This window comes from Micromonospora sp. PRAS1 (assembly GCF_059553435.1).
Map to the genome: position 1 here is coordinate 1 of NZ_JCANNB010000011.1, position 11,846 is coordinate 11,846.

General features: G+C 69.7%; 8 protein-coding genes and 1 pseudogene. 4 read left to right on the plus strand and 5 right to left on the minus strand.

Annotated features, from left to right (window positions below; genetic code table 11):
* A pseudogene (locus AC507J_RS12730) lies at positions 1-210 on the minus strand (hypothetical protein); the annotation flags it as partial.
* Positions 211-393: 183 nt separating this feature from the next.
* Between AC507J_RS12730 and AC507J_RS12735 the strand changes: the two are divergent.
* Positions 394-1,803 (plus strand): helix-turn-helix domain-containing protein, encoded by a 1,410-nt coding sequence (locus AC507J_RS12735; protein ID WP_496289340.1) that lies wholly within the window; start codon positions 394-396, stop codon positions 1,801-1,803.
* The gene (locus AC507J_RS12740; RefSeq protein ID WP_496289341.1) at positions 1,800-2,342 is read left to right on the plus strand and encodes a GNAT family N-acetyltransferase; all 543 of its coding nucleotides are present in this window, start codon (positions 1,800-1,802) and stop codon (positions 2,340-2,342) included. The genes AC507J_RS12735 and AC507J_RS12740 overlap by 4 nt, the downstream gene beginning before the upstream one ends.
* A 627-nt stretch (positions 2,343-2,969) precedes the next feature.
* Here the strand turns inward: AC507J_RS12740 and AC507J_RS12745 are convergent.
* The gene (locus AC507J_RS12745) at positions 2,970-4,610 is read right to left on the minus strand and encodes a (2,3-dihydroxybenzoyl)adenylate synthase (protein ID WP_496289342.1); all 1,641 of its coding nucleotides are present in this window, start codon (positions 4,608-4,610) and stop codon (positions 2,970-2,972) included.
* Positions 4,607-5,896 carry a condensation domain-containing protein gene (locus AC507J_RS12750; protein ID WP_496289343.1) on the minus strand — a complete coding sequence of 430 codons (1,290 nt, stop codon included), beginning with the start codon at positions 5,894-5,896 and terminating at the stop codon, positions 4,607-4,609. Before AC507J_RS12750 ends, AC507J_RS12745 begins: the two co-directional genes overlap by 4 nt.
* Before the next feature lie 79 nt (positions 5,897-5,975).
* Here AC507J_RS12750 and AC507J_RS12755 point away from each other — a divergent pair, with 79 nt between their 5' ends.
* On the plus strand, positions 5,976-7,364 hold the full coding sequence (locus tag AC507J_RS12755; RefSeq protein ID WP_496289344.1) for a glycosyltransferase: 1,389 nt from the start codon (positions 5,976-5,978) through the stop codon (positions 7,362-7,364).
* Positions 7,365-7,444: 80 nt separating this feature from the next.
* On the opposite strand, the gene AC507J_RS12760 is transcribed toward AC507J_RS12755, so the two are convergent.
* Positions 7,445-9,232, minus strand: coding sequence for an ABC transporter ATP-binding protein (locus tag AC507J_RS12760; RefSeq protein WP_496289345.1), 1,788 nt, complete (start codon positions 9,230-9,232; stop codon positions 7,445-7,447).
* On the minus strand, positions 9,229-11,082 hold the full coding sequence (locus tag AC507J_RS12765) for an ABC transporter ATP-binding protein (RefSeq protein ID WP_496289346.1): 1,854 nt from the start codon (positions 11,080-11,082) through the stop codon (positions 9,229-9,231). The genes AC507J_RS12760 and AC507J_RS12765 overlap by 4 nt, the downstream gene beginning before the upstream one ends.
* A 203-nt stretch (positions 11,083-11,285) precedes the next feature.
* Here AC507J_RS12765 and AC507J_RS12770 point away from each other — a divergent pair, with 203 nt between their 5' ends.
* A complete protein-coding gene (locus tag AC507J_RS12770; RefSeq protein WP_496289347.1) occupies positions 11,286-11,660 on the plus strand; it encodes an MmcQ/YjbR family DNA-binding protein in 375 nt (124 codons plus the stop codon).
* The last annotated feature ends 186 nt before the right edge of the window (positions 11,661-11,846 follow it).

Sequence of the window (11,846 nt, forward strand, 5' to 3'; positions counted from 1 at the left end):
TCCACACCCGCCGCCCTGATCTCCCGTGACGTCCCGGGTCGCCGCCCCAGACGACTCCCGCAACCGGGCCGCATGATCAAGCAACCGCTGCACCGCCGCTGCCTGCTCAACCTCCTGATACCGCTGCCCGGTCCCCCGCGGTGGCACCGGCTCAGCCCACCGGAACAACCACCGCACCAACGGAAACAGAAGCGTTCGGATGATCATCATTAAGGGCTCCTCGTACGAGACACGACGCACAGGTCTTCCTTCGACTGAAGGGCTCTCGGTATCGCGCACCTATCCGACTCACGGCACAATGCGTACCGTTACCTATTGGCGTACGCAGAGCTACACATTGCGGTAAGAGGCGAATATGCGTCGGCGTATACCCGATGCCACGGGAGGATGTGCATGTCCAAGCACGACCGCCGCTGCCAGGACTGCGGCACACCGCTGAGCCGCTACAACAGCGCCTTGCAATGTTTCCCGTGCACCTCAGGCAGCCGTGGATTGCCCGCGTCGACCGTGCAGGTTCCTCCGCATCTGTGGTTCACCACGAACCTGCGCCGGGCGCTGAGCCAGTGGAACTGGCAATACGTGCTGACCACCGTGACCAACGAGACTGGGGTCTCTCAAACGCAATTGGCCGAACTGACCGGCCTGTCCCAGGCGCACATCTCTCGGCTGATGAGCGGCACCAGTAGGTGCTTCGACATCCGTACCATCGGCCGGATAATGGATGGTCTTGGCGCGCCGCGCCTGCTCGCCGGGCTCGCCCCAACCCCAGCCGCGGCTGCGGATACCCTTGGCACGCAAGGGAACGAGGAGGTCGATCCCATGAAGCGTCGCACTTTGGTCGGTGCCTCGCTGTTCGCACCGTTCGCGGCCGTTTTCGGCGAGGTCCAGACCTACGTCACCGCTGACGGGGCACGCCAGATTCGACTCATGGTGCCCGAGCTGTACACCCTCGATGATCAGACCGGCGGCGAGGCCGTCTGCCAGGCCGCCCACTGGTGCCTGAGCAAGGTCGACAGCCCACTCAACCGGGCCGACTACAGCGAGGCTGCCGGCCGTGAACTTCAATCCGCGTACGGCGAGATGGCTGAGATGACGGGATGGCTGCACTTCGACGCCGGCCGCCACGAAGACGCCAGGTATTACTACGGGGAAGCGCTTCGCGCCGCCCAAATCGCCGACGATCTCGATCTGGAAGTCCTCACCCTAGCGAGCATGAACACGCTTTCGCGCTACCAGGGCCGCCCGCGCGAGGCCATCCAGCTCATGCAACTCGCTCAGCGTCGAGCCTCCGGCTGGGCACCGCCACGCCTGGCTGCCCTACTCTCAGCGCGCGAGGCCGTCTGCTGGGCCCAGCTCGGCGACGCCACCGCTTCACGCAACGCGATGCACCGTGCATACCATGTCTTTCACCCCGACATTGGGGAGGAAGACCCAGCTTGGCTCGCCTTCTTCGACACTGCGGAGCTCGCCGCCCGCCGTGCCACCGCAAGCGGTTACCTCGGTCGACCCGACCAAGCCGCCACGGCCATGCAGGCGGCTGTGGAGGGTCTGGGAGCCAAATTCCAGCGCAACCGGGCCTACTACAGCGTCCGTCTCGGCCTGTCGCTGTTGGCCGAAGGCGACCATACCCGCGCCTGCCAAACCGTGGCTTCGGTGCTACCGCTATTCAAAGAGGTCCGGTCCGGGCGAGCCAACGCCCGGCTACGCGAGTTCTGTCACCAGATTCAAGGGTCCGCCTCGTCAGCCGCCCATGACTTTCTTGAACAGGTTCACGCACTGAAGACCGCCGGGAAGCCAGTATGACCGGCGGACCTCACGTCCGCCGCCTCGACGCGACGGAGCTACCACGCTATCGACCGCACTTCACCGACCTTTACCGCGAGGTCTACGCCGAGCCGCCGTACCTCGAAACTGACGAACACGTTGCCGACTACATAGAACGGTTTGCTGAGGAGTCCTCCCAGCCCGGCTTCGCCATCGTCATTGCGGAGATCGACACCGAGGTGGTCGGTTACGCCTATGGGCACTCCTTCATGGCCGACGGCTGGTGGTCAGACGCAGATCACGAACCGACCGACACCAAGGGCCACACCAAGTTCGCCGTCATCGAACTCGCGGTGCGCCGGCCACATCGCGGTCGGGGACTTGGCAAACAGCTGTTGAACACCCTGCTCGATGGTCGGCCGGAACAGCTCGCAACACTATGCTCCAACCCCGCCGCGCCTGCTCGCGCGATCTACCAACGCTGGGGCTGGAAGCCCGTCGCCACCGCTTATCCACCCAACATCCCGTCGATGGATGTACTCGTTCTTCGTCTCCGACGAGCAGCCCAACTAACCTGACACGTTCGCTCCTGATCATGATTCCGCCTCCGCCTGGCGGCGGCAACCCATCCCTGCCTGCCTCACCCACCCAGGAAGCGGCCCGTGACTACTACTCGACGGCTGATCATGAGGCTGGCGGCAATGGTTGATCTTCAAACATGCACGGGTTGAGAACGTCCTCGGCGCTGGTCAACCCAAGGTGATCGATCAGGAAGCGGATGTCCTCGGCGTTCCTACGACGCGCGGCCAACACCTTCATCGCCAGCAGATGTTCTGCGGATCATCGAGGCTCATGCGACGTTCAACTCCTGCCCAGCCACGTAGCAGCTCGGACGGTTCCCATCGGTGCTCCTCCAGGAACTCCGCCACCAATCGCCACCGACGAGTCTCGTCAACTCCGACGAGCAGGGCACCCAGGCGCGCCAAGGTCAGGGGCTCATACTTCACAGCGGCTTGCTCACGTCTCCGACGTCAATAAACTCCGCGGCTGATTCGCGGCCAGCCACAGCCGTCCCGACCAGCTCAGCAACGAACTCCAGCTTGTTGACCATGAGGTTGGCGGCAGTAATTGATCTTCAAACTGCCGCTAACCTCATGATCAACGGGGGTGGTGTGAACGGGGGGTGGTGTGAACGGGGACTGGTGTCAACGGGGGGTGGTGGCGAGTTGGGTGGCTAGGGTGAGCTTGTCGATTTTGCCGAGGCTGGTGCGGGGCAGGGCGTCGACGATGACTATCTGGTCGGGGAACTTGTAGTCGGCCAGGTCGTGGGCGGCCAGGAAGGCCCGCAGGTCGGGCAGGGTCGGTGCCGGGCCACGGGGTACGACGACGGCGCAGGTCCGCTCGCCGAGGGCGTGGTCGGGCAGCGCGACGACGGCGACGTCGGCGACGGCCGGGTGGCGGGCGAGAAAGCCTTCCACCTCCTCGACCGGGACCTTCTCGCCGGCCCGGTTGACGATGTCCTTGATCCGGCCGGCGATGACCAGGTGCCCGGCCGGGGTGAACCGGGCCAGGTCGCCGGTGCGCAGGAAGCCGTCGGTGGTGAAGTTGCGGGCGTTGTAGTCGGCCGCGTCGTAGTAGCCGCGCAGCGTGCAGGGGCCCCGCACCAGCAGCGCGCCGGTCTCGCCGGGCGGCAGCGGCTGGTCGGTGTCGACGGAGACGATCATCATCTCGTCGGCCGGCGACATCGGTCGGCCCTCGGTGCCGAGCCGTACGTCGTCCGGATCGTCGGCGCGGGTGAAGGACAGCACGCCCTCGGCCATCCCGAACCAGCGGCTGACCGTGGCACCGAGCGCCCGTTCGGCGTTGAGCGCGTCCTCGGGGCTGAGCCGCGCGCCGCCGACCTCGATGATCAGGCCGGACTGGTCGGTGTCGAACAGGTCGGCAAGGTCCGCCCAGAGGGTGAGGAACGAGGGCATCAGCGTGGTCAGGGTGACCCGTTCGGCGGCGATCAGCGGCCCGACCTCGTCCGGGCTGGGGCTGGCCGCGAGCACCACCCGGCCGCCGGCCAGCAGGGCGCCGAGCACCCCGGGGCAACCGAGCGCGGCGTTGTGCGCGGCGGGCAGCGCCGCGAGGTAGACCCCGGTCTGGTCGAAGCCCATCGCGGCGGCGGTCTCCCGCAACTGGTAGCGGTAGTCGTCGTGGGTGCGCGGGATCAGCTTGGGCAGACCGGTGGTGCCGCCGGAGAGCAGGAAGAAGGCGACCGGTACGGGTTGCTCGGGCGGTACGACCTGCCGTCCGGCGCCGAGCGCGACCACCTCGTCGACCGACCGGAACCCGCCGGGGTCCCCGGCGACGATTACGTGTTCGACCGTGGGGTGCTCGGCGCGTACCTGTGCCGCCAGGTCGCGGTAGTCGAAGCGCGGCGCCACGTCCGTCACGACGTACGCCCGCGCTCCGGAGTGGGCGCAGAGGTAGCCGATCTCGTTGCGGCGGTGGGCCGGCAGCGCGAGGACCGGCAGTACGCCGACGCGGAACATCGCGATCAGCGTGACCAGTAGGTCGGGCACGTTGGGCAGCTGCACCACGGCCCGGTCACCGGCCCGCAGGCCCAGCGCCTGGAGGCCGGCGGCGAACTCGGCGGCCCGCCGGTCGAGCTGCGCGTAGGTGATCCGTCGTGGCCCGGCCACCACCGCGACCCGGCCCGGGTCGGTGGCCACCCACCGGTCGAGGATGGTGCCCAGCGGCTCGCCGGTCCAGTAGCCGGCCGCCCGGTACGCGGCGGCGGCCTCGGCGGGAAACGGCACCACTCCGGTCAGTACGTCGGCCGGCTCGCCCACCTGGGTCACGGCAGCACCGCCGCAGCGGTGAGCGGCTCGGCCAGCAACTCCTCGATGGCCGGCAGCAGTCCGGCCACCCAGGACGGAGCGGGGCCATCCAGGCCATGGGTCACCGAGATCACCAGCCCTTCGGAGTATTCCATCATCACCACCCGGACGCCGAAGCGACCGCTGCTGTGGCCGAACCCCAACGGCATCAGCTGCGCGTCCAGCCGGTCCAGGCCGAGCCGGGCGTCCCAGGCGTCGATGAGGTTGACCACCACGTCGTCGGCGCGACCGCCGCCCGCCTCCCGGGAGGCGCCGGTGGCCGCCGGGGGCAGCATGTGGAACGGCAGCGCCGCGTGCGCCAGCGCCCCCGCGACGGCCACCCCGGAGCGCTGCACCGTCTCGGCGAAGGTGTCGCCGGCCCGCACGCGGACCAGCACGAGATTCTCGAAGAAGCCGACGGTGTCGGCGTACTCGGGCGCGCCCCGCACGTCGACAAGCGTGCCGATGGTCAGGTCGGTCATCCCGGTGAGCCGGCGCACCGAGGCGACGAAGACCGCCAGGGCCACCGGCAGCATCGGCAGACCCCGCTCGCGGGCGACCGCCCGCAGGTTGGCCAGCCGCTCCCCCTGGATGTGCGCCTCCCGGGGCTCGTCCATCCGCACCCCGCCGTCGCCGGGTGCCGGGCGTACCGGCAGGAACCGCGCGCCGTCAAGCGTCGCGGTCCAGTACGCGGTCAGCTCCCGCAGCGCGGCCCCGCTGAGCGCCCGTGCCTGGTCGGCCGACCAGTCGGCGTACTGCCGGCGTACCGGGGGCAGCTCGGGATCGGTGCCGAGCTGGGCGTTGTAGAGGCGGGTGAGGTCGTCGGTGATGAGCCGGTTGGAGCGGTAGTCGACCGCGAGGTGGTGCAGGTTGACGCAGAGCAGGTGGTCGTCGTCGGCGAGCTGCCAGAGCACGACCCGCATCGGCCACTCGGCCGGGTCGACACCGCGTGACAGCTCCGCCTCGACCTCGGCGGTGAGCCGCTGCTCCGGCGCCGCCTCGGCGCGCAGGTCGACGGTCCCGAGCCGCACCGGACGGGGCTCGTGGATCAGCTGGGTCAGCCGCGACCGACGCAGCGCGTACGTGGTGCGCAGCGCCTCGTGCCGGGCGCAGAGCAGGTCCAACGCGCGGCGCAGGGCGGCGAGGTCGAGCGGGCCGCGCAGCCGCCAGACGAGTGGCTCGGTCAACCCGCCACCGGCACCCCGGTAGTGGTCCATCAGCCAGAGCAGGCGTTGGCCGACCGAGGCTGGCACCTCTCGGGTTCCCACCCCGCCACGATATGATCCGCACTGACGGTCGTCAATCGAATGCTAGGCTGGCTCCCCCTGGCGAGGCCGAGGAGGCGCCGTGGCGGTCGAGGCGTCCGTCATCATCCCCACCTACAACCGGGCCGACCAGTTGCGCGCGACGCTGACGTCGCTGGTGCGGCAGTCCGGGTCGGCGCGATCGTTCGAGGTGATCGTGGTCGACGACGGGTCGACCGACGGCACCGGCGCGGTCGTCGAGGAGTTCGGCGACCGACTCACCATCCGGTACGAGTTCCTCGAACGCGACGTCGCCGACATCGCGGCCAACGGCTACTGCGTCTCGCGGGTGCGCAATGTCGGTTCCGCCCTTGCCCGCAGCGACCTGCTGCTCTTTCTCGACTGCGGGATGGTCGCCGGGCCGGAGCTGGTTGCCAGCCACTGCGCGGCGCACCGGGCGCACCCGGGCCGGCCCGGCGGTCCCGGCGTCGCGGTGCTCGGCTACGCGTACGGCACGGTGAAGTTCCGGCCCTTCCGGGGGCTTGAGGAGTTGCTGCGTACCGAGCCGCCGGAGCTGGTGGCCGCCAAGATCGGCGACGGTCCGCGTGGGCTCGACATGCGCCACGACGAACTCGTCGCGCTCGACTACGACCTGTCCCGACTGGCCGCGCCCTGGATCCTCTTCTGGACTCTCAACGTCTCCGTCCGCACCGCAGACTTCCGGGCGGTGGGCGGCTTCAGCGAGGCGTTCCGGGGCTGGGGCTACGAGGACATCGAGCTGGGCTACCGGCTGTTCCGGCACGGCTGTCCGATCGTGATGAGCCGCGCGGCATGGGGCATCGAGTGGCCGTCCCGGCCGGATCTGAGCGCCATGGCGGCCAGCGTCGGAGGCAACCTGACCGTCTTCGCCGACCGGCATCCCGGGCCCGACGTCGAGCTGTACGCCAGCATCCGGGCCCGCAACCTGCTGCGCCGCTACGAGGAGGAGTACGCGGCCTTCAGCGCGTGGCGGTCGCGGGTCACCGCCACCGACGTGGCCGACGAGCTGGCGGCAGCGTACGCGGCGTACGCCTCCAGCCCTGCGGCCGACGGCTCGGCGCAGCTCGGAGCGGCGACCAGCGGATCGGCGCAGCTCGGAGCGGCGGCCGACGGCTCAGCGCAGCTCGGAGCGGCGCCCGGCGGCTCGGCGCGCCCGTCGGCGGTAGAGGCGGAGCAGCCGCGGGTGTGCGTGATCGGGTGCGGTGAGCGGGTGCCGCCGGAGCTGCCGCCCGCGATCCTTGTCGACTTCGAGCCGGAGCTGGCGGCCCGGGCCGTCCGGGGTCCGTTCGACCGGCCGGTGCACGGCCTCGGGCTGCGCATCCCGTCCCCCGAGGACGGTCTGGACCTGGTCGTCGTCTCCCCCCGGATGCACGGCGTCTGGCCGATGTGGCAGGACCGCATCACCGCCGAAGCGGCCCGCGTAGGCGCTCACCTGATCGCACCACCCGAGTAGATCTTGGTCCGAAACCGCCCCGGGAAGCCCCGGGAAGCCCCGGGAAGGGCACTTTCGGACCAAGATTCACATCGGAAGACTCACATCGAGGCGGCTGCCTGCATGTTGTAGACCTCGGCGTAACGGCCACCGGCGTCGAGGAGTTCCTCGTGCGTACCGGATTCGATCACCCGGCCCTGGTCCAGCACCAGGATCAGGTCGGCGCCCGCCACTGTGGAGAACCGGTGCGAGACCACCACGGTCACCGCTCCGGTCCGCGCGGCCAGGTCACGGGCCCGCTGCATGTACCGGCGGAAGATGGCGTTCTCGCTCGGTGCGTCCAGCGACGCGGTCGGTTCGTCGAGGACGAAGAGCAGCGGTGCCTCCCGCATCGCGGAGCGGGCGAGGGCGGTCTTCTGCCACTGCCCCTCCGACAGGTCGACCCCGCCCAGCGAGCGGCCGAGCTGGGTGTCCAGGCCGTCGGGCAGCCGGTCGACCAGGCTCTGCGCGTCGGCGAAGGCGAGCGCCCAGCTGATCCGCTCGCGGTCCTCGATCCGGTCCAGGTCGCCGAGGCCGACCGTCTCGGCGAAGACGGTCTGGAACCGGCCGAAGTCCTGGAACGCGGCGCTCGACCGCGCCCGCCACGCCTCGGTGTTGATGTCCGCCAACGGGGTGCCCTCGACCGAGATCTGGCCCTGGTCCGGCAGGTAGAACTTGCTGAGCAGCTTGACCAGCGTCGTCTTGCCCGAGCCGTACTCGCCGACGATGGCGACCACCGAGCCGGCCGGGAAGGAGACCGTCACGTCGTCCAGGGCCGGCGAGGTGGTGCCCGGGTAGGTGTAGCTGACGTGGTCCAGCCGGATCCCCTCCCGCAGCGTCTCCGGCGGCGGCAGTACGCCCTTGGCGCGGGCCCGGTCGGCCGCCGTGTAGTCGCGCAGCCACAGGAACGGGTCGATCAACATGCCGGCCCCGGCGGTCTCCGCCGTGCGCGCCACCGTGTTCTGCACCGCCGCGCGCAGGTTCACCGCCACGGTGATGGTCAGGATGATGTCGCCGATCGTGCCGGTTCCGTTGGCAGCCTGGTAGACCACGAGCGCGATGCCGCCGGTGAAACCTGCGGTAAAGATGATCCAGCCGGTGACCTGCCAGAACGCGGAGCGGACCCGGGCCCGGTAGCGCCCCTCGACCATCTCGTCCCAGGCCCGGGACTGGATCCGGGTGCACTCCTCGCCCGCCCCGGCGACCCGTACCTCCTTGCTGGTCGCCGCGTCGGTGGCCAGGTCGAAGAGGTGGCGTTGCACCCGGAAGAGCTCGGCGGTCTCGGTCTCGGCGTCGTTCACCAGCGTCAGGCCACGCCGCTCGAACCAGAGCGGCACCCCCGCGAAGAGCAGCAGCAGCATCAGCCAGGGGCTGACCGAGCCGAGCACGGCGAGCATGATGACCAGTTGCAGGATGTTGAAGACCGTGTCGACGGCGACCCAGAGCCCGAACATGATGCCCCACGGCGCGTTGCGGACCACCGTGACCCGGTCGAGGTAGTCCGTCCGCTCCAGGTGGTCGAGCCCCTCCATGGTGGCGATGCTCCGGTCGATCTCCATCTGGAGATCGATCAGCGCAACCTTCTCCACCAGCAGGAAGTGCAGGTACGTGTCGACCCCTTCGAGGTAGCCGACCAGGCCGTAGGTCAGCGCGGCGATGGCCGCGGCGACCAGGGCACCCTGGGCGTCACCCTGCAGCGCCGAGTCGGTCGCGTGCTTGAGGGCGACGGCGGTCGCCGACACCGCACCGGCGGCCAGCAGCTTGACCAGGAACATCGCCCCGGTCTGGCCGGGGAAGCGCCGCCACGAGACGCCGAGCAGCTCGATCCAGAGCTTGATGTATCGAATCACAGCAGTTCGCCTTCCTCGATCCGGTCGTCATAGCCCTGCTGAAAGCGCTCGGCTTGGATCTTGAACATCCGGGCGTACGCGCCGCCGAGCGCCATCAGCTCCTCGTGGGTGCCGGCCTCGGCGACCCGGCCGCCGTCGAGCAGCACGATGCGGTCGGCCCGCCGGACGGTGGAGAGCCGGTGCGAGATGAGGATGACGCTGGCGTCGCCGCGCTCGGCGATGAGCCGGTCGAAGACCCCGAACTCGGTACGGACATCGAGGTGGGCGGTGGGTTCGTCGAGGACCAGGATGTCGGCGCCGGTCTGCATGCCGTAGAGGGCGCGGGCCAGGGCGACCTGCTGCCACTGCCCGCCGGAGAGGTCCACCCCGCCGGTGCGGGACCGGGACAGCGGTGTGTCCCAGCGGGCCGGCAGATCGTCGAGTACGCCGCCCAGCCCGGCGCTGGTCGCCGCGCTGGTCAGCGCCTCCTGGCTGCGGGGTGCGCTGGCGTGCCCAAGCATGACGTTGTCCGCGACGGAGAGTTCGTAGTGGATGAAGTCCTGGAACACGATCGACAACCGGGTACGCCACTCGGTGACGTCCAGCCGGGCGAGGTCGATCCCGTCCACGGTGATCCGGCCCCCGGTCGGGTGGTACAGCCCGGCCAGCAGCTTGATCAGGGTGGTCTTGCCGGCGCCGTTCAGGCCGACCACGCCGAGCAGTTCACCGGGGCGTATCTCCAGGTCGATCTGGTCGAGGATGCGCCGCTCGGTTCGCGGATAGGTGAACGACACGTCCTCGAAGCGCACAAGCGGCGGCCCACCGGCGGCGGGCAGTTCCGCCCTCTCGACCGGGGCGGCCGGCTCCGCCTCCGCGTCGAGCAGCCGTTCCAGTTCCGCGTACGCCCGCAGGCAGGCGATGGCACCCACCGGGTCGCGGGCGTCGTTGTGCGCGAAGACCTGGTAGATCCCCCAGCCGGCGCTGAACACCGCGGTCGCCACCGCGATCGAGGTCAGCCCCTGGCCGGCGCTGTACGCGACCGCGCCGAACGCGATCGCCAGCGGCACCGCGACCAGCGGAAACTTGCTCCACTGCTGGAGGATGTAGCGCTCGCCGGCCTTCCACACCGGCACATACATCCGGCGGATGTGCAGTTGCAGCCGGTCGACCACCCAGTTGCCGAAGCCGAAGATCCGGGTGTCCTTGCCCTCGCTCGGTGAGACGACGGCCGCCTGCCACTTCTCGGCGCGGCGCCCCTCGTCCATGTTCTCCTGCCACTTCTCGTACCAGCCGACGAGGCGGTTCCGGTCCATGATCCGGTAGACCAGCGCCGGGATCGCCACCAGCGGGATCAGCCACCAGGCGAACCGGGCCAGCACGATGCAGGAACCGATCAGTCCGATCACGGCGGCGATCAGGTTCAGCTGGGAGACCGCCCCGTCGCCGGGGGTGCGCTGGGTCCAGTTGTCCGGGTCGGCCTTCGCCTCGTAGATCAACCGCTGCACCTCGGGGCTCTCCAGCCCGCCGAGTGTGGAGCCACGGGAGGTGAGCCGGATGATCCGCGCCCGGTGCTGCCCGTTGATCCGGGAGATGGCCAGGTAGGTGAGCGGTTCCGTCACCGCCTCCATGACGTGGGCCGCGACCAGCGCCAGCCCGAACAGCACAAGCGGAACCTGCACCGCGCTCAGCAGGCCGGCCGCGCCGTCCGCGGCGGACACCCGGCTCACCAGCAGCGCGACCGCCGCCGCGGTCACCGCCGGACCGAGATTGCCGATCACCTGGAGCAGCGCGAGCCCGCTGACCAGGCGACCGCCCGCGTCCCGGAGCGTCCCGAGCAACATGATCCGGTTGCGGATGCCGATGAGACTCATACCGTCGCTCCCACAGGTACTCGGTGCCGAAACCGGTCGGTGCCGGTAACGCCGTCGCTGCCGTCCAGGTCACCCGTAGATCGCGTGGGCCGCATCGATGCGACCCACGGAGAACACACGCTTCCATCGAGGAATTTGCATGTCAAGACAACCGTTCGCGCGCGGCGCGTCGGACGAACGGCGACATGCCGTACGGTGAGGCGATGACCGACACGGTGGCCACGATCCGCCGGGTGTGCCTGGGCCTGCCCGAGGTCAGCGAGCGGCTGAGTCACGGCACCCCGGCCTGGTTCGTCCGGGACAAGAAGTCCTTCGCGTACGTCTGGCCCGACGGGCACCACCAGGACGATTTCCCGCACCTGTGGTGCGCCGCGCCGCCGGGCTCGGCCGTCGAGCTGATCGCCGCCGACCCGCAGACCTACTTCCGGCCGCCCTACGTCGGCCATCGGGGCTGGGTCGGCGTACGCCTCGACACCGGCATCGACGAGACCGAACTCGCCGAAGTCCTCCAGGACGGCTACCTGGCCGTCGCCCCCAAAACCCTCGTCGCCCGGCTGAAAGGAAGGGCCCCTTTTTAACGCCTGCGGTAGAGGAAGGGCCCCTTCTTAACACCGCCGGTCTGAACGCCGCCGGCTCGTCGACTGCTCACGTATCTCCCGGCGGACTACTGATGAACGCCCTCGCCGGCGCGGTCGCCCTCGACAAGGGTGGCCACCGGCGGAGCAGTGGACCTCGGCCGGATGACGGCCGGGACCGCCGGATAC

What these genes read in the sequence shown, in the direction of transcription:
- AC507J_RS12735 (WP_496289340.1), top strand. Translation starts at nt 394, where the DNA reads ATGTCCAAGCACGACCGCCGCTGCCAGGACTGCGGCACACCGCTGAGC.
- AC507J_RS12740 (WP_496289341.1), top strand. Translation starts at nt 1,800, where the DNA reads ATGACCGGCGGACCTCACGTCCGCCGCCTCGACGCGACGGAGCTACCA.
- AC507J_RS12765 (WP_496289346.1), bottom strand. Translation starts at nt 11,082, where the DNA reads ATGAGTCTCATCGGCATCCGCAACCGGATCATGTTGCTCGGGACGCTC.
- AC507J_RS12770 (WP_496289347.1), top strand. Translation starts at nt 11,286, where the DNA reads ATGACCGACACGGTGGCCACGATCCGCCGGGTGTGCCTGGGCCTGCCC.